Genomic DNA, 21,705 nt, shown 5'->3' on the forward strand with positions numbered 1-21,705 from the left:
ATGTCGATTGATCCCTATTCGAACTCCCCCTGCGGAACGAATAAGAAAATCAAATTCTACTGCCCCGAGATGATTCCCGATCTAGAGAAGATCGAGCGGATGCTGGCCGGCGAGCAGCGTGTCGCCGCGTTGGACGTCGTGCAGAAATTGCTAGAGCGTTACCCCGATCACTCGGTCCCGCTGTTCTATCGCACGATTTTGCAGATGCAGATCGGCGAAGAAGGGCAAATCGCCGCCGCGATCAGCGAGTTCCTTGACAAGCACCCCGACAATCCGGCGGCGCACGCACTTTACGCGTCTCATCTGTCTGCGACCGGGAAGCCGACCGAAGCGGTCGAAGAGTTGCAAACGGCCCTCGAACTGTCGCCGCAACAGTTGCACTTTACCGTCTACGAAGCGCTAGGCGCCGTCGGTCAAGGGCTGTTGATGGATAGCAAGATCCCAGCGGCTCGCGCTCATCTGATGCTGCAAAGCAGTATCGCCCCCGAAGATGATGATATGGCGATGCAGCTGTTGATGCGAATCAACTCATCGCGTGAGCTCCCTTCGCTGCTGAAGACCGACCCGACGTTGGCCGAGTGTCCCAGCGATTTCCCGAAAAAAGATGAATTTGAAGCGGCCCTGGCCGAAGCAGGCGCCGGTCGCTGGCGAAAAGCGGTTAGCCAGTTCGAGCAATTGAAGGCCGCCGCGCCGCGCAATACGGCGCTGCTGGAGAACTTGGCCGTGTTGTCGGCGACCTTGGGATACAACGAAGCGGCGATCGGCTACTTGCATTCTTACGCCGCCGCCGCCGAGCGCAGCGACTTTGAAGCAGCGGTCGAAGCGGAATCGCTCGCCCAGTTGTTGTCGGACGACCCCGGTTCGCAATACGACATGGTGACCGTTCCCTTCCCGGTTCAAGACCTGGAAGTGGTCTTAGAGAAGTTGCGCGTCGATGATCGCGCCAACGTACTGCCGGTCGACGTCTCGCAGTTGGCCGATGGCGACAGCCCTCCGCCCAAGGTCGCCTATTGGCTGTTGGATCGCGCGGTGCCGGAATCGGCCGATGGCTTGACTGTCGACACCGCTCCCAACGTGCTGGGCGAAATGTTGGTCTACGGCAAAGAGACCGACCGCGACGCGCGAGTCGAGCTGTCGACGATGAAGAACGACAAGTATGACGCGACGATCGCGACGCTTCGCGAAATCTGCGGCGACGCAATTGGCGCCGCCGGCGAAGAAAAGAAGCTGGGGCAAATTCCGATGTCAGAAGCGGTTCTGACCTGGAGTTGGCGCCTGCCTGATTCGGCTAGCGCCGCGCAAAAACAAGCGTTGACCCACGAGCGACGCCGTCAAGCGTTGCTCGAGTCTTGGACCGCCCAGCCGCAACCGTCGCTCGGCGGCAAATCGCCCAGCGAAGCAGTGGGCGACGCCGCGTTGCGCGTGAAGCTGGCCGCCGCCGTGTTGGTGCTGGAAAACGCCGGACAGCAGCAACAATGGCAGTTTGAATTCAACGAGCTCCGCACCAAGCTGCAACTGCCGACGCTCGATCCGCTCGTCGGTTCGCAGATCGAGATCGACTCGCTCCCCAGCGTGCGTCTCTATCGCATCGATCCGGCGACATTGGACGACACGAACCTGATCAAAGCGTACGGCCGCTCGGTGATCTCGGCCGAGCGAGCCGCGATTCGCATCTTCGCCGAAGCGCTGCTCAGCCGTGAGTCGCTGACCGGCCAGATCGACAAGAGCGAACTGTACGGACAACTCGCTCGCAACTGCGGCGATCCGGATCTCGCGATCGGATACTTAAAGCAGGCGCAAGCCGCGGCCGTCGCCGATGGACAATCGCCCGGCATGTGGAAGTTGGCCGAGCTGGGTCTGCGGCTCGAACGCCGCGAATCGCAAGAGTCGCAAATGCTGCTGAACGACCTGACGCAGAATCACATGCACGAGGCCGAAGTCGCACGTCCCTTGATGCAGCTGCTTTATCAGTTTGGCATCATCGGCGCGGATGGTCGTCCTACCGGAATGCCTCCCGGCGGCGGCGGACAACCTGCGGCAGCTCCGGCACCGGCTGCCGGCGGCGGACTTTGGACGCCTGAAAATCCAAGCGGCGCCGCCGCTCCTGCAGGCGAAGAGCAAAAGTCGAAGCTTTGGATGCCCGGCATGGACTAGCCGCGAATGCGGTGAGACAAAATGCAATTTTCCGCCGATGATGAGCGACACATGCGCGAAGCCCTGCAATTGGCCGCGCTCGGGCAAGGCGCCGCCGAACCCAACCCCATGGTCGGCTGCGTCCTCGTTCAGCACGGTCAGGTCATCGGCCGGGGTTATCACGCCAAGTATGGCGGGCCGCATGCCGAACGCGCCGCGCTATCCGATTGCGGCGACAAGCAAGTCAACGGCGCTACCGCCTACGTGACGCTGGAGCCTTGCTGCCACCACGGCAAAACTCCTCCTTGCACCGACGCACTGATCGCGGCGAAAGTCGCGCGCGTCGTGATCGCACAGCAAGACCCGTTTGGTCTGGTCGACGGCGGCGGAATCGACCAACTGAAAGCGGCCGGCATTTCGGTCCAGGTCGGCTTATTGGAGGCGGAAGCGCAACGGCTGAACGCTCCCTATCGCAAATTGCTCGCGACGGGACGTCCCTGGGTCATCGCCAAATGGGCGATGACGCTGGATGGCAAACTAGCGACGCATACCGGACATAGTCGTTGGATCTCGAACGAACTAGCTCGCGAGCGCGTGCATCAATTGCGCGGCCGGATGGACGCGATTGTGGTCGGTAGTCGAACGGCCCAACTGGATGATCCGCTGCTGACGGTTCGGCCGGCCGGTTTGCGAACTCCGCTCCGCGTCGTTGTCGATGGGGACGCAACTCTTTCGCCAACCCATCAGTTGGTGCAGACCGCTAGAGAAGTTCCGGTGCTGGTCGCCGTGAAAGCAGAAGCCGATCCGGCGCGGTGCGCTGCACTGCAGCAAGCTGGCTGCGAGATTTTTGCCGGTGGCGGCGCGGACCATGGTCAGCGGCTCGACGCGTTGCTGATCGAGTTAGGCCAGCGGCGGCTGACGAACATTCTGGTCGAAGGAGGCGCCGGACTGCTCGGGCAATTCTTGGCCCTCGGGCAAATCGACGAGGTATTCGCGTTTATTGCTCCCAAACTGATCGGCGGCGCCCAAGCGCCCAGTCCGATCGGCGGCGACGGTTGGTCGGACATGAGCGAAGCGCTGGCCTTGAGCGACGTTTCGATCGAATCGCTCGGCGACAATGTGCTGATGCACGGACTGGCCGGGAATAATTTCACGAAACGATAACGGTCAGGCCCCAGCAAAGCGACGCGCTTCTGAGTTAAGATTCGAGGTTTCCTCGCGAAATCCTCCTGGTCGACGACGCTCTCTTGAAAGTCTCCATCGGCATTATTGTGCGAAACGAAGCCGGCGCGATTGGTCCGCTGCTGGAGAGCGTTGCGCGGCTCGAATTTTCGGACCTCTGGGAGCTGATCATCATTGATGGTCATTCGACCGATGGGACGCAAGCCGTCGTCACGCAGTTCCAACTGGCGCATCCCAAATTGTCGATTCGGCTGATCGAAGAACGCGGCGTCGGCAGCCACGGCAATGCGCGGAACAATGTCATCGACGTTGCGCTCGGCGAGTTCATTGCGTTCACCGACGCCGACTGCGTGGTCGCCAACAATTGGTTGACCGCCCTGGTCGAGACGCTTCAGGCAGAGCGGGCCGTCGACGATGCGGTTGTCGCGGCGGGCGGAATTCGAACGCCGATCGAGTCGGACGACTGGAAAGAGCAAACGCTCAACGCAATGCTGGCGACGACGCTTGGCTCGGGGGGAAGCGCCGGTTTCGTCTCCCGCGCCAATCGCTTTGTCGACAGCGTCGGCAACTATAACGCGATCTATGTGGGCGACGTGTTACGCGAACAACGTTATCTGCCGCTGCGATTTGGCGAAGACTTTGAGTTGAATCGCCGTCTGAACCAGTTGGGCTACAAGATCGTCTTGTCGTCGAGTCCGGTGGTGCGACATCGCCAAGAGGGGAGCTTTGCGGCGTTTGCTCAGCAACTTTACTCGTATGGTCGAGGACAGGCGAACGTCTATCGCCAGACAGGGCACGTTCGCTGGTTTGCTCCGGCCGTCAGTTTGTTCTGGCTGGGAGTCTTGCTGGGATGGTCGGCGGCGCTTGTCTGGCCGCCGCTGATCTTGGGATACGTCGGCGTGATCGCAATCTACTTGTTCGCGGTTGGCCTTAGCACGGCGCAAGTCTGCCGCGCTACGCGTGACCTGCGTTCGTTGATCACGCTTACGATCTACCCGCTGGGGCACTTTTGTTACGGCGTCGGTTTCTTACGCGGGATTCTCGTCCCCCGTTAAGCTCAAGCGAACAGCGCTTCAAACTTCGCTTGCGCGACGGCGAAGGTTTCGTCGTTGATGACCGGCATCAGGCCTTCCGACGAAGGAGGATCGGGGAGTTCGATCCAACTTTTGCAGCCGGCGATCTCGGGGGTCTCGACATAAAGTTGAACTTGCGGCGCAGCGAAGATGCGAACCAGAAAGAGATAGAGACCCGGCTCGCGATAGTGGAACCGCGTCCGCACGGTGTCTGCGGCCAGGATATGCATGCCGGTTAGCTTGTCGAGCAACGCTTCTTGCGTGATGTACCGAACGTCTTCGACGACAGCTAGCAGGTCGACGGCGAAACGATTGCCGCCTGCATGCTTTTCGCGCAGTTGGGCCAGCAGTTGTTGACCGTCGCTGGAGAGTTGATCGGGCGATTGATGAAAGCGGGTCGGCCAAAACCAAAACGCGTCATGCTCGGCCCGAAACTGATCGTCCTGTTCGCGAATGCCGCCCTTACGGAGCAAAAGATGTTGTCGACCGGCGCGCAGCGCATCGCAGACGACATCCCACTCTTTCATAACGTAGGGGCAGTTCGCTTCGTTCATCGCAGAGACTTCCAAGGGGAGGTTAAGTTGCTAGTTGGCGTTTGGCCAAACGGCCCAGTTCGATGATCGCCTGCTCGACGCGATCGCTCGCTTGAATCGCGCAGTTCAACCGGACGAAATTGCGAAACCGATCTCCCGGCGAAAATAACACGCCGGGGGCGACGCTGATATTTCGCTCGGCCGCTTCTTCAAACAGTTGTACGCTATCAAAGCCGCGGGGGAGTTCGAGCCACAGGACTTGTCCTCCTTGCGGCGCCGTGGCGCGGGTCTCTTCGGGAAAGTGCTGGTGAACCGAATAGGCCATTTGCCGAGCGCGATCTTGCAGCGTACGCCGCAGTCGCCGCAAGTGCAGGTCAAAACCGCCGATTTCCAGGTATTTGGCCACCGCCGATTGCATGGCGATCGAGACAGCCGGGTTGAGCGCTATTTTCGCTTGTAAAAACGATTCGAGATAGATCCCCGGAGCACACCACCCGACGCGCATCCCCGGCGAAATCGTTTTGCTAAACGAGCAGCAATAGAGCACGATTCCGTCACGATCGAACGCTTTCAGCGCGTTGGGGCGCACGCCGGAGTCAAAATGGAGTTCACCAAAAATATCGTCTTCGATCAGCGGAAGTTGATGCTGGCTCATAATTTCGACCAACCGACGCTTCGCCGCGTCCGGCATGCGGCAGCCGAGCGGATTGTTGAAGTTGGCGATAATCACCGCGGCTTGGATCCGCTTTTCTTCGGCCAAACGCTCGATCGCATCGACGTCGACGCCGGTTTGCGGGTCGGACGCAACTTCGATCGCTTTCAGGCCAAGCGTTTCAAGCTTGTCCAAAATCCCAAAGTAAGTCGGCGATTCGACCGCGACCGTATCGCCGGGCTGCAGCGCCGCGTGCAGCGCCAAATAAACCGCTTCGCTGGCTCCGCTGGTGGTGACAATGTCGGCCGGCGCGACTTCGGCGCCGGCGTCGATCATGCGGCGGGCGATCTCTTTGCGTAGCGGCGGATAGCCGAGTGGAACGTCGTACCGATGCCCCAGATCGGGAAATCGCCGCAGCATTTGGCTAAACAAGCGGTTGAGCCGTTGGGTCGGAAAGAGCTCGATGTCAGGAACCGCGGCCCCCAGTTTGACCACTTCCGGCGAAGCCAGCACATCTTGCAAGCGGCGCGAGAGCCGCGCGACGTTGACCCGCAAAGGTCGGATATTTGAGCGAGACGCTTTGGGGGGAAGCGGCACGCGGATCGCCGCATCGCGAACAAAGTATCCCGATTTGGGTCGTGCTTCTATCAGCCCGCGACTTTCGAGCAAGCGATACGCATGCGTCACCGTGGATAGCGAGACCGACATCTGCCCGCGCATGCGGCGAACCGAAGGGATTCGATCGCCGGGGCGCAACGTTCCCTGTTCGATCAACCTCGCAACATGCCCGGCGACGCGGTCGTAAAGGCGTTGTTCGTCCGCCGATGGCGGAACAGCGACGTCAGGCATCACAGTTCCCTTAGTTGGGGACCATAACAGATTTGAAACTTCCATCTGTCATGGTAACAAATCATGTTTTGTGCGCCTGTACTCATTCGAAAAATCGCCGAATACTTGAAATACCCCCCACCGATTCTTTCCCAAGGAGACTCCCCCATCATGTTCTGGACAGCCGTTTATCTGGTGATCTTAGGTTTCTATTTATTAATGTGTCTGGCCACCGTCCTCTATTGGGCGGTATTATCGATAACAGACGGCCGCAGTCGCAAACTTCGGCCGCAACTCGAATGTCGCGTCCACAAGGCGCCGCGGGCCGCTCCGCTGCAAGAGAGCCTGACTGCGGAGAATAAGGGCTCTACGAAGAGGTAAGCGACGCCGAAAAAGACGCGTCGCCTTGTTTCGTACTGATGGGTGACGATGGTCAAAGATTTGCTCGCAGCGATCTTCCGAAAGAGCCCCGGCGTCCAATCGGCGTCCAGGTGGAACCTGCGCGAGTCGGTGACGTTAATCGCTGTCGTCGCCGGATTGGGGATCATCGAATGGATCGGCCGCACGCAAACGTCCGAGCTAAAAGATCTGGCCTGCGCCATCTTGCTGGCGACCCTGTTTCGGCTGGTCTTCTCTCGTTATTTTTGTCGCCGCGTTCGCTGGGCGTCGGCCTTGTCGCGGCGAATGCGCCGCGTCTGGAATCGGATCATAGTGACGTTCCGCTATGACTGGGGATTGGATCTGCGCCGCTCACCGCCGATCGAGCGCGGCTTGCCGCGGTTGTTTCTACTGGGGCCGCTCTTGGCTTTGGCGGCGGTGTCGGCGGCGACGTTGTTTAACTATGCGACCGGCGTAACGCTGCGCGAGACGGTTCCGGTCGTTTGTTATCTGGCCTATCTAACGCCGATGGCGATCATTTGGGGATCGCTGATCGTGCTGGTGTTTGGAGCGGCGTTCTCACCCGGCTACGTAATGTTTGACGCGCTGCTCGTGTATGGCAAACGTCCCGAACGCGAGTCGTTTCGCTTATCGATGGTGTTCGCATCGATCGTCGCCGGCGGCATCTTGGCGCTGACGCTGCTCGCGCCGACATGGCTCGCGACGCTGCTGTGGAGTCTGACGTTGCTGTTGAGTCTCACCGCCAACTGGCTGACTCCGGCTTGGCGGCCCGATTGTCTCTGGCGCAAAGGAGAGACCGCCGTTCGGGCGATGCCGATGTATCTGTTTCTAACGATCACCGATTTGTTGATCGCACTGGTCCCGGCGATTCCGGTTTCACTGGCGTTGGGAGGCGAAGTGATCGGGCTCGGCTCGCATTTTGAATCATCACCGATCAGCACCGGACTGGGACGTCTGGCGATTTGGTACGGAACATTCGCCCTGTTGGCGTCGACGCTGTTGATGGAATCGCACTATTTTCTCGCTCGCTTGAGCGATCCGTCGCGCAAGAGCCCGTTAGCTTTGCACTTGAGCGGAGTCGAACGACCTCGTCAGCGGCGCGAGCTGCGACTGTTGGCGAAACGAAACGGTTGGAAAATCCGCTTTGCGCCAAACGATCCCGAGCGACTGGACGTACGGCTGCAAGTCGTCGAGTCAGCGCCGCGCACGGACGAATCCAACACGATCTGTTTGCATTTGGACGATCTGGAAGCGGAAGAAACGTTGCTGCGAATTCGCCGCCGTGATCAAGTGCAAAAGCGACGAGCGTTGGTGAAAGGGATCGAAGCGATCTTCCGCCGCGCCGCGGCCCGCAAACAACGGGAAGGGAGCGGCTATTGGTTGGCGCCGCACTACTGGTTCTTTCCGGGACTGACGCGTGATGTCGTCTCGTCGGACGACGCCAACTCGCTGGACGTGATTCCGCCGCTCTATCGCGACGTAATGCCGCGCGGGGCGCGACATCACTTTTTTGAAATCTGCCAGGCCCTGAAGATCGATCTGATCTTTGTTGAAGACGGAGTCGACTTCTACGCCGTGCGACGCGTCCTGCGCGTCATGTTCGAGCGTTTCGACATCGACGCCGATAAACGACCGCTGGAAGAAGTTCACTTCTCTGGGCTGCCGAAAATTCGCGTGCTAATTCACGAATTTACGATCGACCAACCGCCCCGAAAGACGAAATACCCCGAGCCAAGCTATCAATACCTGGGCCGCGCCAGAATCTTGCACGTTTATCGCGATCGCGGCGACGACGAAGCGCTAACCCCAACGCCGGACGTGCCAGAGCAGCTGTTAAGCCCGGTAGGATCGTTCTAACGACGTAGGCGTAGGGTCCTCTGTGCGGACCAAGAATCAGGGGAGACTCGACGGTTCGCATAGCGGACCCTACGCCAAGACTTCCTTCACCACGCGGGCAGGTTCGACGCCCGTTAGTTTCATGTCCAGCCCCTGAAACTTGACGCTGAAGTGATTGTGGTCGATCCCTAGCAAGTGCAGCATCGTTGCGTGCAGATCGCGGACGTGGACGACGTCTTGCACGGCGTTGTAGCCCAGCTCGTCGGTAGCGCCGTAGGTGGTTCCCCCTTTAACAGGACCGCCGGCCATCCACATGCTGAAGCCTTTGATGTGATGATCGCGGCCGACGCCTCCTTTGCCTTGGAACATCGGCGTGCGGCCGAATTCACCCCCCCAGACGATCAGCGTGTCTTCCAGCATGCCCCGCTGTTTCAGATCTTGGACCAGCGCGTAGGTCGGCTTGTCGGTCAGGCCGGTGCAGACGCCCATGAACTTCTTCAGATCGCCGTGGTGATCCCAGCCGCGATGATACAGATGAATGAAGCGAACGCCGCGTTCGGCGAGTCGTCGCGCGAGCAGGCAATTGGAAGCGTACGAACCGTCGCCAGGCGTTGCGCCGTACATGTCGAGCACGCTTTGCGGCTCGTCCGACATGTCCGTCAATTCCGGCACCGACATCTGCATTCGATAGGCCATCTCATAGGCCGAAATGCGCGTCGCAATTTCCGGATCCTGCAACTTGTCGAGCCGGCCCCGATTGAGCTGCGCGACGGCGTCGACGATCTGTCGTTGTTGGCCCACCGAGACGCCAGGCGGATTGCGGACATAGCTGACCGGATCACCGGTCGAACTGAACTCGACTCCTTGATAGCGACTCGGCAGAAATCCCGTTCCCCATTGGCGTGACGCGATCGGCTGCGGATTGCGCCCGCCGACGCTGCTAAGGACGACAAAGCCGGGCAACTCGTTGGTTTCGCAGCCTAAGCCATAGTTGACCCAAGCGCCCATCGACGGCCGCCCACTGATGACGGTGCCGGTGTTCATAAAGGTATGAGCCGGATCGTGATTGATCTGCTCGGTCGTCATCGAGCGAATCACGCAAATGTCATCGGCCATCTTGGCGTGCCAGGGCAAGAAGTCGCTGATCTCCACTCCGCCGGCGCCATACTTTTTGAACTTGGTCATCGCGCCCAAACAGCGGAGCTCTTGCCCTTGCAGCTGCGCGATCGGTTGTCCGGCGGTGAACGATTCCGGCATCGGCTGGCCATCCATGCGCGACAGTTCCGGCTTGTTGTCGAACGTCTCGAATTGCGACGGGCCGCCAGACATGCAGAGGAAGATGACCCGCTTGATCCGTGACGGAAAGTGAGGAAGGCCAGGCTGCGCTGCAATTCCCGCTGGAGCCGAAGCCTGCGAATCGGCGGCGAGCGCGTCCCCGGCCAACAGTGAAGCGAGCGCAGTCGAGCCAAGTCCGAAGCCGACGTTGGAGAGAAACGAGCGACGGGACTGTTCAACCGACAGATCGAAGGGGGAAGGATTCATGGCACGTTAGTTCCGGGTAATCGTCTCGTCCAGGTTCAAAATCACGCGGGCAACTTGCGTCCACGCGGCGAGTTCGGCGACATCCGCTTTTTTGTCGGTCGGTTTCAAACCGACGTGCAGCAACTGGGCCGCGGCGTCGGTATCGTCTTGATAGATTTCACGATTGTCCGCCAACACGGCGGTCACGATCTCCAGCTCTTGTTGCTCAGGATCGCGCGAGAGCGCCAGTTGGTAAGCGTGGGTAATCCGCTGCTCATCGGTCGGCGGCGCTTCGGATAAGATGCGGGAAGCGAAGGCGCGAGCCGCTTCGACAAAGGTTGGATCGTTCAGCAGCACCAACGCGGCCAGCGGCGTGTTGGATTGGGGCCGCTGTGCGGTGCATTCTTCGCGGCTAGGTGCGTCAAACGCTTTCAGCATCGGATGCAAAAATTGACGCTGCCAATGGACGTAAACGCCGCGACGCCATTGCTGGGCGTTCTTGTCCGAATGGTACTTGCGCTGCGGGAAATTCAAGTGGCGATAGTAGCCTTCCGGTTGATACGGCCTGACGCTTGGACCGCCGTATTCCAGATTCAACAGTCCGCTGACCGCCAACGCGTTGTCACGAACCATCTCGGCCGGTAAGCGATGGCGTGACTGATGGCTGTAGTAGCGGTTGTACGGATCGGCGGTTCGGACTTCGGCAGTCGTTTGCGAAGACTGCCGATAAGCGGCGGTCAGCACCATTTGTTTGACCATCCGTTTGATGTTCCAGCCATGCGAATAGAAATCGATCGCCAGGTTATCGAGCAGTTCGGGATGGACGGGGGGTTCTCCTTGGCCGCCGAAATCGTCCAAGCTCTTCGACAGGCCGACGCCGTAAAAAAGATACCAGAGTCGATTGACCATGACCCGCGCGGTTAGGCCGCCGGCGCCGTTCTCGGCATCGACAAACCAATTGGCCAAATCCAACCGCGTGGCGCGATCGCCGCTGGCGTTGACCTTTCCCAAAAACTGGGGGACGGCGGCGGTGACAATCTCGCCGCTATCGTCGAGCCAGTTGCCGCGCGGCAGCACGCGCATCTCGCGCGGAGCGATCGACTCGGTCACCATCGTCAAGCGCGCGGAATCGTTCAGCCGTTTGATCGCGTCGACCAGTCGCTTTTCGGCAGGGGAGAGCGACGGCTGCTGTTCCTCCGCCGACTTTTGGGCCTGATCTTTGGCGGCAGTATCTTCGACCGAGACTTCGGTGGTCGCCGCTTCTTGCTGTTCGACTTCCTGCTGTTGGCGCAGCTGAGAGAGCTCGGCTTCAAGTCGCGCAATCTCGGCTCGCTCGCGGCGCGTGTTGACTTTGATCTCGGGCGGACGCTTGGTCGGCAGCGCGTTGGAGCCCATCGTGAAGTGCTTCGCCTCATCGACATCGGCGAAAAAGGCGCCCAGCGAGTAGAAGTCTTTGATCGTGTAAGGATCGTACTTGTGGTCATGACACTGAGCACAACCGACCGTAGCGCCCATCCAGACCACCGACACGTTACGGACGCGATCGGCGGCGTAGATCGCCAGGTATTCTTTTTGCTGCAGCCCCCCTTCATGGGTCGTCTGCAGTAAGCGGTTGTAGCCGGTGGCGATTTTTTGATCGATAGTGCTGTCAGGAAGCAAATCGCCGGCCAGTTGATCGCGGGTGAATTGATCGAACGGCAAGTTGCTGTTGAATGCATCCAGCACGTAATCGCGATAGGGCGAAATATTGTGATCCTGATCGCCGTGATAACCGACCGTATCGGCGTAGCGGACGAGATCGAGCCAATAGATCGCCATCCGTTCGCCAAACTGCTTGGAGGCCAGCAAGCGGTCGACGACTTTCTCCAACGCTTGCGGCGAATCGTCGGCGACGAACTCGGCCACTTCGGCCGGCGTCGGCGGCAGACCAGTCAGATCAAACGTAACGCGGCGGATGAGCGTCACCTTGTCGGCAGGCGGCGAAGGCGTGAGCCCGGCCGATTGCATCTTTTCGAGTAGAAAACGATCGATGTCGGTCTGCGACCACGCTTGGTCGTCGACTTGAGGAGCGTCATGCGGTTGCGGTTTGACATAGGCCCAATAGGGATCGTACTGGGCGCCTTCTTCAATCCAGCGTTTCAGCACCGCGACTTCCTCGGGCTTCAGCTTTTTGCCCGATTCCGCAGGCGGCATTTGCATATCGGCGTCGGTGCTGATGATCCGCTGAAACACATCGCTGCCGTCGAGATCGCCCGGCACAATCGCATAATCTTTAGCTGCTTCCTCCACGTCCAGGCGCAGATCGGCCTGGCGATGCTCGCCGTCGGGCCCGTGACAGAAAAAGCAGTTCTCAGACAGGATCGGTCGAACGTCGCGATTGTAGTCGAGCTTTTTCTGGGCAAGCGCAGGGGATGCGACCAGCATCGCGGTGAACAGCGTGAGGGACGAACATACGAAAAGAAAGTAGCGTTTCATGCGTCACTGTTGGGCGGGAATGTTAGTAGGCCTGATTACCGGACATGACTTTGTAGTGTCGATTGACGTCGGCAGCTGAGAGCGCTTTTTGATAAATCGCCACTTCATCGATTTGGCCATCGAATTGCCTTTCAACCCGCACCGTATCCAACTGCCCCAAGACTGCAGTATAAGGCTGAAGATCATCCAACATCAAATTATCGCTCACCTCACGCAGTTTGCCGTTCAAATACAGGCGAATGCCGTCGCTATCGCGTACGGCGACTAGATGTTGCCACATTCCGGGTATGCATGTCTCGGCGCTAAAGACGTTCATGCCCCCCTGGTAGGTTGTCGGCGGATACCTGAAGAGAAAGCGGATCGTCGCTGGTCGGTGGACCAGGTTGGTTTGGTTGGCGTATTCGATGACGCACAGATGGCTTTCACGATCGGGTTCGGCCTGCTGTAGCGGCAACAAACCGAATATCGTACCCCAGTGCATCCTTTGCGGTCGAACCCAAAACTCGACGGTGAAATCGCCAGCATTCAATCGCTCGATCGGCTCGTCCAGTTTCAAATAGCGGGATTGCTTGCTGGGATTAAAGTGGAGACTTCCCCGATCAAGGTGGAGAGCCTGGGGATCGCTGGTCTGCAAACGTCCCGCAAAGCGATCCGACATCTGATTGCGGATCATGTCGCCTTGTTGGTCCTCCGGTTCAAAACGCCAATAGACGAGCGGCCGGTCGGCGATGATCGCGGCGGCGTAGGCGTCCGAAACGCTGAGTGAAGCCTGATCGATCGGCAAGACGCGGGTCCGGTCTGATTGAGCGAAATCGCCTTGCGCGATTTGGATCTTCTCGCCTGTGAATATGGCGGTCTCGTTGGCGCGAACCAGTTCGTTGAGCAAAGTATCACCGCTTTCTCCCAGCAGTGAAGTCATCAGTTCGCCTTGGTAAACGTCGATATTGCACGCGTTGGGAGATTGAATCGCATACGTAAATTCGCTGGAGTCGCCCGCAATTGCCGACATGGGGCCGTTAAGCGTAAATGTCTTTACTCCCGGTGGGACTACCGCGGACGCCTGACCGTAAATCAGGGTCGCGCTGCTATCGGACAACAAGTGAAGTTCGGCCGGACCATTGAGTCGAACGACGACGCCAGAAAGGAATTCAATTTGCACCGCTCCCTGTTCCACATTCATCACGCCGGGCTTCATGTGATCGCCAGGCTTGAGCGCTGTCGTTTCCGGTTCGATGGTTCCTTCGATCTTGGTCACGATGGCGACAGGTCGCAAACCGCTCAGCCGAGCCTCGGCGAATTCCAGCGACCTCGGCTTGGACTGGGACGCCAACGGTTCGCTTCGCAGGAAAACGAGGGCCGCTAAAGTCAGAATCAGCAGCACCGTCGCTGCGAGAACCAGGACCGAATACTTTAGGTAAACGGGCGTCGTCGCCGGCCTCGGCCAATCGACGGGGAGCGATTTAAAGCGAGTTTCTAGCTCCGCTTCCAGATCAGACTGTTCGACGTAGGCCTGGCGAAAGCCCTCATCCTCCAGGAGTCGCGACTCGAGCGCTGCGAATTCTTCGTCCGAAAAAGAGCCGTCGATCAGACGATCGATCGCTTGACGCGCTTCACTTTCAAATTTTTGCGATTTGGAGTTCATCGGTATGGAAAAACGAAAACGGGAGGAGCCTCACGGCGTGGTGAAAAACTAATCATCCGCAAGCTGAGCGTGCACGCGCACACAACGAGCAAGTCGATCGCGAATCCGATCCAATTTTCGATAGAGCGACTTGGCGGTCGTGTTGCATTTCTTCGCCAGGTCGCCGATGGTCATTTCGGACTCGTAACGCGATCGCAGCAAATTCAAGTCGGTGTCTGTCAATTTTTGCAGGCAACCCTGCAGGGCTTGCATCCGTCGCTCCAGTATTTCACGTGATGCAACATGCGTCTCGGCGACGGTCTGCATAACGTCTTCGGAGAAAAACATGCGATCACGCGCCTTAGAGCGGCGAAACTTGAGCGCCTCAAAATAGGCGAATCGTTGCGCCCAAGGGAGGAAATCACGCGTTGCGTCATATTCGGCGAACTTCTCCCATAAGACGATTGCGGATGATTGCCATACCTCTTCGGCATCTTCTATCCGCGGGACCATGCTTCGGATGTATCGCAACAATGCTCGCTCATGCTTGACGATCAACTCGACAAAGGGGGTGGGATCGGTTGTTTGGGGAGCGGAAATCTCAGGCATCGAGAAATAGTAATGGACGGGGGCAAATCAAATACAACGACAACGCTTCTCTCTTGTTATTCTCCTTCCCACGCCCAAATTCCCCGAACAGATTCAGGAAGAATTGGCGGAAGCTCCATATTTACGGCGAAAAGAGCCGCTCAAAGATAAAAATATAATTTTTGAGGGGAATTTTGCGATGAGCGGCGGAGACTAGGTGAGGCCGCGAGCCATTCAAGGTTGCGGCGATCTTCATTCTCTCATCTCACTCTTCTTCGCTCGGAGACTCGTTATGAAATGGAACGCGTTGCGTGGTTTTACGCTCGTAGAATTGCTGGTGGTGATTGCGATTATCGGCGTCTTAATCGCCCTGTTATTGCCCGCCGTACAGCAAGCTCGGGAAGCGGCTCGCCGCATGCAGTGCAGCAATAACTTAAAGCAACTAGGACTGGCTCTTCACAACTATCATGATCAGTTTCTGGCGTTTCCGCCGGGAAGCGTTAGTTCGACAGTTCCGCGTAACGGCGGCGGCAGCGGTAATAGTTTTGGCCCCAGCTTTTACGGCATGCTGCTCGCATTCTTTGAACAGGGGGCGCTGCATGATCAAATGGTCTGGGTTGGAGAATCCCCTGGCTACATTAACGAGGGCGCCGGCAGCGCTGGCGATCTCAACAAAGTTCCGGTGTTGGCGGCCGGTCCGATTGCGGCGATGCGCTGCACCTCATCGGCCGGACCAATCTCGAACGGTTTCGAATCTCAGGCGCATTACGCCGGCATTTCTGGCTGTGCGGAACCGACCACGTTTACCGAAAGCCGCATCTCGACAGTGACCGTTTCTAGTCAACCGACCTTGGTCTCGGGCGGCGGCATGATGTTGACGAACTTTTCGACCGGATTTCATAGCTGCAGCGACGGATCCTCCAACACGCTGATGCTGGGCGAAATGTCAGGCGGTCTGCTTCGGACCGATGGCAACAAAAGCTATCCCTCCGCGTCCGGCACGGATCATGGTTGGCTCATGGGGAACCGCGTTACGGGATATCCCCCCAATCTCGATTCTGGATCGAACAGTAGTGACATGCGCTGCTTTAACACCAATACGATCCGTTACTCCCCCAACCAACAGCCGTTCGCCTATCAGTTGTTTCCCGGCATGGCCAGCAACGTGGGCGCTAACAACCCGCTTAGCTCCGAGCATCCCGGCGGAGTCATGGTCTTGTTGGCGGACGGATCAGTGCAGTTTATTGCCGATACCATTCAGCTGGAAACCTTAAAGCAACTCGCGACCCGCGACGATGGCCAGGTCCAGAGTCAGTACTGATTAGTCCCAACGCATCTTCTCTATTTTCGGATGACGATTTCTATGAATTGCAAACGCTTCGCGATCCTGTTGATTGCTGTCGCAACGCTGGGATGCGGCAATCAAAATGACATCGGACCGACCGGACGAGTAAACGGCGTGCTTACGAATAAAGGCGTGATTTTATCTCCCCATACGCAAGTCGTTTTTCTTCACTCCCAAGGGGGAACCGCTGCTTACGGCGGAACGGATGAGAAGGGCAATTTTGCGATTGATTCATTCAACGACGGCAACATTCCGATCGGCGCTTATCGCGTCATGATTCAACCGCCAGAGTCGCAGTTAGGAGCGGAAGACGAGCCCTCAGCCGAGGAATTGCTCGAAAATTCGAATGGCCGCAAGGCGCAAAAAAAGGACGCCGAGTTTGCCTTCAAATATCGTCAGCTTTCGACCAGCGGACTAGAGTTCGAAGTCAAAGAAGGGGAGAACGTCTTTCAGATCGACCTGAAATAGCCCGCATCACTTCGCCAGCAGCTGCGCGATCTTCCGCCCGGTCGTGCTCAGCGCAAAATCAGCCAGCTTGTCGACCGCCGCCCAGACCAAGGGGGCGGTCGCGTCTTTGCGCAGTCGGCCGGTCATCCCTTCCGCTTCGTGACAGTGCAGCGTGATCCGGTACTTGGTGACGCCGTGCTTGATGGTCGTCAGTCGCGATCCGATCGCGGCCGACAATCCGGTTCTTTCTTCCAACTGCGACGCCAGTTCTCCGCTCAACAGTTCCGCTTCGCTAGCGACTTGAAACCGCGGAAAATCCCATAGTCCGGCCCAACGTTCGTCCGCGCCGCATTGGCGCAACAGCACTTCTTTCTTGCGGCGGACGATGATCGCGACTTCGGTCCGATCTTCGTACTGCATCTTCTTTTTCGGGACCGGGATTTCGGCGACGGCGTTCTCTCGCTTCGCTTGGCAGAGCGTCGCAACGGGGCAGACGCCGCACTGCGGATTGCGGGGAGTGCAGATTTCGCTGCCCAGTTCCATCAGCGCCTGATTGAAGCTGCTGACATCCTCCGTGGGCAAGATATGCTCGGCAAATTGCCATAGCAATCGTTGCCCGGCGGTTTTGGTCGGATCTTCGCGATAGGCCAGCAGCCGCGCGTGGAGACGAATCGTGTTCGCTTCTAAGATCGGCGCCGGTTGGTCATAGGCGATCGAGCAAATCGCGCCAGCCGTGTAGCGACCAACGCCAGGCAGCGCAAGAATCGCGGCGAACTCGCGGGGAAATTTGCCGCGATGCTCATCGGCGATCACCTGGGCGGCGGCGTGCAACTGCCGAGCCCGGCGATAGTAGCCGAGCCCTTCCCACAGCCGCAACACCTCCGCTTCGTCGGCGGCGGCCAGATCGGTGACCGTCGGAAACGCAGCGCTGAACCGCTCGAAATAGGCCCGCACCGTTGCGACCTGGGTTTGCTGGAGCATGATCTCGCTGATCCAGACCCGGTAGGGATCGCGATCGGCGCGCCAGGGAAGATCACGAGCCGCGCCGCCGTACCAAGCGAGAATCTGTCGCTGAAACTTCCGCAGCCAAGCGGAGTTGGGCATCGTGGGGCGAGAAGAAGCGAGTGCGTCCATGCGAAGCGGCGAAAGTCAACGAAGGAAAATGGGAGAACTAGGCGAGATTATATCGATTCCCGGCGAATCTGTGGTCGTCGCAGCAACCCAATCCGTGCCTCCGGTTTCTCGTCCATTTTTCTAGGAACAAAGCACGGCAATATTTATTTCGCTAAGATTCACGTTCCATCAGCGAATAGATGAGCAAAACAAGCCAGGGCGAGGATCTCAAATGTTTGAAAGAGAATTCTATCTTTCGACCGCGATTCGAACGCAAAAGCCTCCGACGGAAGTGATGCCTGAAGTTGTAAATGCGTTTCGGCGGGTCGGCGGACAATTAAGTGAAAACGGAACCACGCTGACCATTCGCGATGGATTTGCAGGTGTTCAATTTGACTTCATCTGCGAAGGATCGAGTTTCGTGGAAGTTCGACAACGCAACGAAAACCAATATGATGTTGAAGTCAGAATCGAGTTGAAACCCAATCAGCTCTTTTGGATTTGCGCCATCGGCGGTTTCTTTTGTCTCTGGTTCTTGTGGATCGCAAATCTATTCTATTTTTTTGTTGATCCGAATCGCCCCTATCAACATGCCTTAGACAGTCTGCGACGCGAGCTTGAACCAACCCCACAAGGATTTCCTACCGGCTATTAGCTCAAAAATACGTACCACGTATTTTTTCGCCACCGCGACTGGGTGTGCATTCTGCGAGTCACCGCTACCATAGACAGTACCGATGATTCGACATGCACCCAGGGAGACGAGAGCGATGGCGGACTGGATTGAAGAGGGCAAAAAGGCCCCCGCGTTTACGTTGACGGCTGACGACGGGACGAAGGTCAAACTGGCCGATCTGGTCGGCTCGCCGGTCGTCCTTTATTTCTACCCGAAGGATGATACGCCTGGCTGCACCAAAGAAGCGTGCGCCTTCCGCGATCAGAAAAAAGAATTGACCAAGCGCGGCGCCAAGGTCTTTGGCGTCAGCCCCGACGGGGTCGAGAGCCACGTGAAGTTTCGCGACAAGTTCCAGCTCAACTTTCCGCTGCTAGCCGACATCGACCACAAAGTGGCCGAGAAGTACGGCGCGTGGCGCGAGAAGAACATGTACGGCAAAGTCTCGATGGGCATCCAGCGCAGCACGTTTTTGATTGACGGGACCGGCAAGGTCGCCAAGGTCTGGAAACGCGTCCAGGTTGACGGCCACGACGCGAAAGTGCTTGAGGCGCTCGACGCACTCGGCTAGTCGCCGCTGCGTTCATTCTCTCGGCCTTGCTCGCCGGCCCGTTTGCGGCGGCGAGCATCTTCGGCAAACGCGATCGCATCGGCCTTGTTTTTGGCGGCCGCTCGTCGCGCTCGTAATACGCCGCTGGTGACGTAAGGAATGCGCAGCGTCACATAACCAGCCAACACGCCGAAGTAGATCACGTAAAACCAGACGAGATTCTCGCGGTAGGGCAACAGTCGCAGCCAAGCCGCCAACAAACTGACCAGCAATGTCAGCAGCATGATCTGCCACAAGCTGAACTGATATTGCGACGGCTCCACTTCAGACGCGGTGACGTCCGTTCGTTCGCTAGCAGCGCCCGATTCTTCCCCAGGCGAATCTTCCAAGCTGGTCCCTGACTGCTAGCGGATTATGCCGACTTTGCGGATTGGGTAAAGACTGCCGCCCGGCATGCCGATGAAATGAAGACGTGCCGTTGTTTTACCACGCCGCTCCTGATTGATCGAACAGTTCCGTCGCATGGCAGATTTTACCGCAAAGCTTAAAGACGAAGTTCTCGCCGCCTGCGAAGTCGGCAAAGACGAAGCCAGCGAAGCCCTGAGTCGTGCGCTGGGCAATCCGATGACGCTGGCCGTGGGAGAAGCAGGCGCCTATTCCGCCGCCGTTGCGCCCGAAGAAGCCGGGCTGGCGATCGTCTTAAAGGTCGATCTTGAAGCGGCGATCGTGTTGATTCCTGCGAGCAGCGGACTGTTGCCAGACTGGTACGCCGAACCGGACGCGACCGGTGAAAGCAAGCTGGCGACCTTGGCGCAAGAGTTGGGGATGCTGCTGCTGCCGGAAGAGTTCATGCCGCTCGATTTCAAAGCGGGCAAAATCGAAAACATCCGCGCCGGCTTGAAAAAAGCAGGCTGCACCGATGCGGCCGCCTGCGTCAGCTTGCCGCTGACCGGCGAAAACGGTTCGAGCGAAGCGCTGTTGGTTTGGCCGGCGCCGCAAGCCGACGCGATCTTCAAGTCGACCGCCGCTCCGCAGCAACCAACCGACACGCCGAAAAACGATCCCAATTTGGCCGTCGAAGTGAAACCGGCGCCAGCGCCCACGCCGGCAACGCCGCCGCCGCGAACAGAGCCAGTTGGCCAGCGCAACTTGCCGCACTACGCGAAAAGCTTGTTGAAGATTGCGATCGAAGTGAACGTCACGCTGGCGTCGAAAAAAATGCGAGTCCGTGAGATTACCGAACTCGGCATCGGCTCGATCATTCAGTTTGACAAGTCGTGCGAAGAATCGATCGATCTAGAAGTAGGCGAGCACCGCATCGCTCAAGGAGAAGCGGTGAAGATCGGCGATAAGTTCGGCATGCGAGTCACCAACGTCCTCTTGCCGGAAGAACGCTTCATCTCGATCAAAGGCAAACGCCGCGTCCGCTAGCGAAGGGGCGAGCTTCAACTCGCGTCCGCTTTCAGCATCGCCATGTTGGCGAAGACCGCGGCCATCATCCCCTCCGACGCGGCCGAAGCGACGCTCGTCACGCCGACCGATGCGGCGTCGCCGGCGATAAACAAGCCGAGGACCGGCGTCACTCCATTCAGCTCTGTCTTCACCATCCCTGCGATATGCCCTTCCGTCTCTAACTCGCAACCTAAGGGAATCGCCAGCGGCGATTGTTGCGAGAATTGCGAAGAGATAAACACCGCCGCGCAATCGAGTCGCTCCCCTTGCGCAAACGTGACGCCGGTAAACCGCGTCTCGTCTCCCTCGAAGGCCGTGATCGGCTCTTCTCGGATCGAGATCGCATGCTCCGTCAGCCAACTACGCTGATCCGGCGATAGTTGAACGTCACCGCACAAGTAGGTCAAATCTTTGGTCCACCCCAACAGCACCGTTGCGCGATCGATCAGTTGTTCCGTCGGCGCCATAAACGCCCACGGCTGATTGCGGATTTCCCAGCCGTGACAGTAAGGGCAAAGCAGCACGCCGCGGCCCCACCAAGTTTTGGCGCCGGGGATCTCCGGCAATTTATCCGTGATGCCGGTCGCCAGAATCAGGGTCCGACATTGCACGATCGCCTGGTCGATCGTCGCTTCAAATCCAACCTCTAGCTTTTTGACGCTCGTCACCGTCGCGTCATGCACGTCGACATCGTATGGCTGCAATTGTGCTCGCCCGATCCGCCGCAACTCGCTGGGCGACGTTCCATCGTTCCCCAAAAAGCCATGAATCGCCGACGCGGGCGCATTGCGTCCCGCCCCGGCATCGACCAGCAGCACTTGACGACATGCGCGGCCCAACACCAGCGCCGCACTCAACCCAGCCGGACCGCCGCCGATCACTACCGCGTCATAACTTTGCCGCAACTTTCCGCTCATCGTGCTTCCCTCGGTTTTGATCGTTGAACACCGATTAATACTGCTACAGTTAACAAGTGACTTGCCGCTGACGATTTCCGCGTTCGCAGATTAATACCTTCGGGGGCGATTGTCACGCGAGTCGTGCCCATGGGGCCTGTGCTTATTCCGATATTCGTTAACTCCTCCACTCTTTGCGCATCCTCGCTCTTTCCTCATCCCTGGAAGGGTTGTGCCCCTTATTTCCCGCTGGTAGAGTCCATCATCAACTTCTCTTTATGCGACGTTCTGCTCACTGCTCGTCAGCTTTTGGCGGGTTACTGCCCCCTGTTTAGTGCTCGCGGGTCAGGAAGCTCCGGCTTCTTTTTCTTCTTGTTGTTTGGGTGAA

Annotated in this window: 18 protein-coding genes; 9 read left to right on the forward strand and 9 right to left on the reverse strand. The window is 58.3% G+C overall.

Annotated elements, in window-relative coordinates:
* The 3 genes from DSM3645_RS27195 (at nucleotide 1) to DSM3645_RS27205 (ending at nucleotide 4,370) form a co-directional block, all read left to right on the forward strand.
* Nucleotides 1-2,154, forward strand: coding sequence for a tetratricopeptide repeat protein (locus DSM3645_RS27195; RefSeq protein ID WP_002655890.1), 2,154 nt, complete (start codon nucleotides 1-3; stop codon nucleotides 2,152-2,154).
* Between the two features lie 21 nt (nucleotides 2,155-2,175).
* Nucleotides 2,176-3,297: a bifunctional diaminohydroxyphosphoribosylaminopyrimidine deaminase/5-amino-6-(5-phosphoribosylamino)uracil reductase RibD gene (gene ribD / locus DSM3645_RS27200; protein ID WP_002655891.1), complete on the forward strand. Its 1,122-nt coding sequence runs from the start codon at nucleotides 2,176-2,178 to the stop codon at nucleotides 3,295-3,297.
* A gap of 83 nt (nucleotides 3,298-3,380) precedes the next feature.
* A complete protein-coding gene (locus DSM3645_RS27205; protein ID WP_002655892.1) occupies nucleotides 3,381-4,370 on the forward strand; it encodes a glycosyltransferase in 990 nt (329 codons plus the stop codon).
* Between the two features lie 2 nt (nucleotides 4,371-4,372).
* Here the strand turns inward: DSM3645_RS27205 and DSM3645_RS27210 are convergent, their stop codons facing one another.
* Together DSM3645_RS27210 and DSM3645_RS27215 are read right to left on the reverse strand one after the other, a co-directional pair.
* Nucleotides 4,373-4,942 carry a DUF1802 family protein gene (locus DSM3645_RS27210; protein WP_002655894.1) on the reverse strand — a complete coding sequence of 190 codons (570 nt, stop codon included), beginning with the start codon at nucleotides 4,940-4,942 and terminating at the stop codon, nucleotides 4,373-4,375.
* 22 nt (nucleotides 4,943-4,964) lie between these two features.
* The gene (locus DSM3645_RS27215; protein ID WP_002655896.1) at nucleotides 4,965-6,422 is read right to left on the reverse strand and encodes an aminotransferase-like domain-containing protein; all 1,458 of its coding nucleotides are present in this window, start codon (nucleotides 6,420-6,422) and stop codon (nucleotides 4,965-4,967) included.
* 408 nt (nucleotides 6,423-6,830) lie between these two features.
* Here DSM3645_RS27215 and DSM3645_RS27225 point away from each other — a divergent pair, with 408 nt between their 5' ends.
* Entirely contained in the window at nucleotides 6,831-8,657 is a 1,827-nt protein-coding gene (locus DSM3645_RS27225; protein WP_002655899.1) for a hypothetical protein, read from the forward strand.
* A 69-nt stretch (nucleotides 8,658-8,726) separates the two neighbouring features.
* Here the strand turns inward: DSM3645_RS27225 and DSM3645_RS27230 are convergent, their stop codons facing one another.
* The 4 genes from DSM3645_RS27230 to DSM3645_RS27245 are packed head-to-tail and all read right to left on the reverse strand — an operon-like array spanning nucleotide 8,727 to nucleotide 14,862.
* Entirely contained in the window at nucleotides 8,727-10,178 is a 1,452-nt protein-coding gene (locus tag DSM3645_RS27230; protein ID WP_002655900.1) for a DUF1501 domain-containing protein, read from the reverse strand.
* Between the two features lie 6 nt (nucleotides 10,179-10,184).
* A complete protein-coding gene (locus DSM3645_RS27235; RefSeq protein WP_002655901.1) occupies nucleotides 10,185-12,632 on the reverse strand; it encodes a PSD1 and planctomycete cytochrome C domain-containing protein in 2,448 nt (815 codons plus the stop codon).
* 22 nt (nucleotides 12,633-12,654) lie between these two features.
* The gene (locus DSM3645_RS27240; protein ID WP_002655902.1) at nucleotides 12,655-14,274 is read right to left on the reverse strand and encodes a LamG domain-containing protein; all 1,620 of its coding nucleotides are present in this window, start codon (nucleotides 14,272-14,274) and stop codon (nucleotides 12,655-12,657) included.
* 48 nt (nucleotides 14,275-14,322) lie between these two features.
* A complete protein-coding gene (locus DSM3645_RS27245) occupies nucleotides 14,323-14,862 on the reverse strand; it encodes a sigma-70 family RNA polymerase sigma factor (protein WP_002655903.1) in 540 nt (179 codons plus the stop codon).
* Between the two features lie 271 nt (nucleotides 14,863-15,133).
* Between DSM3645_RS27245 and DSM3645_RS27250 the strand changes: the two genes are divergently transcribed.
* Nucleotides 15,134-16,162, forward strand: a complete 1,029-nt coding sequence (locus DSM3645_RS27250) for a DUF1559 family PulG-like putative transporter (RefSeq protein WP_002655905.1) — start codon at nucleotides 15,134-15,136, stop codon at nucleotides 16,160-16,162.
* Nucleotides 16,163-16,204: 42 nt separating this feature from the next.
* The gene (locus DSM3645_RS27255) at nucleotides 16,205-16,654 is read left to right on the forward strand and encodes a hypothetical protein (protein WP_131282863.1); all 450 of its coding nucleotides are present in this window, start codon (nucleotides 16,205-16,207) and stop codon (nucleotides 16,652-16,654) included.
* 6 nt (nucleotides 16,655-16,660) lie between these two features.
* On the opposite strand, the gene mutY is transcribed toward DSM3645_RS27255, so the two are convergent.
* The gene (mutY, locus tag DSM3645_RS27260; RefSeq protein WP_237564944.1) at nucleotides 16,661-17,767 is read right to left on the reverse strand and encodes an A/G-specific adenine glycosylase; all 1,107 of its coding nucleotides are present in this window, start codon (nucleotides 17,765-17,767) and stop codon (nucleotides 16,661-16,663) included.
* A 211-nt stretch (nucleotides 17,768-17,978) separates the two neighbouring features.
* On the opposite strand from mutY, the gene DSM3645_RS27265 reads away from it, so the two are divergent.
* Both DSM3645_RS27265 and bcp read left to right on the forward strand, forming a co-directional pair.
* Nucleotides 17,979-18,401 (forward strand): hypothetical protein, encoded by a 423-nt coding sequence (locus DSM3645_RS27265; protein ID WP_002655908.1) that lies wholly within the window; start codon nucleotides 17,979-17,981, stop codon nucleotides 18,399-18,401.
* Nucleotides 18,402-18,516: 115 nt separating this feature from the next.
* A complete protein-coding gene (gene bcp, locus DSM3645_RS27270) occupies nucleotides 18,517-18,990 on the forward strand; it encodes a thioredoxin-dependent thiol peroxidase (protein ID WP_002655909.1) in 474 nt (157 codons plus the stop codon).
* Here the strand turns inward: bcp and DSM3645_RS27275 are convergent.
* Nucleotides 18,987-19,358 (reverse strand): hypothetical protein, encoded by a 372-nt coding sequence (locus DSM3645_RS27275; RefSeq protein WP_002655910.1) that lies wholly within the window; start codon nucleotides 19,356-19,358, stop codon nucleotides 18,987-18,989. The genes bcp and DSM3645_RS27275 overlap by 4 nt on opposite strands.
* 133 nt (nucleotides 19,359-19,491) lie before the next feature.
* Here DSM3645_RS27275 and DSM3645_RS31585 point away from each other — a divergent pair, with 133 nt between their 5' ends.
* Nucleotides 19,492-20,400 (forward strand): FliM/FliN family flagellar motor switch protein, encoded by a 909-nt coding sequence (locus tag DSM3645_RS31585; RefSeq protein ID WP_237564945.1) that lies wholly within the window; start codon nucleotides 19,492-19,494, stop codon nucleotides 20,398-20,400.
* Nucleotides 20,401-20,414: 14 nt separating this feature from the next.
* On the opposite strand, the gene DSM3645_RS27285 is transcribed toward DSM3645_RS31585, so the two are convergent.
* A complete protein-coding gene (locus tag DSM3645_RS27285; RefSeq protein WP_002655912.1) occupies nucleotides 20,415-21,338 on the reverse strand; it encodes an NAD(P)/FAD-dependent oxidoreductase in 924 nt (307 codons plus the stop codon).
* Nucleotides 21,339-21,705 lie beyond the last annotated feature (367 nt).

Source organism: Blastopirellula marina DSM 3645, from assembly GCF_000153105.1.
In the GTDB taxonomy this organism is placed as follows: Bacteria; Planctomycetota; Planctomycetia; order Pirellulales; family Pirellulaceae; genus Blastopirellula; species Blastopirellula marina.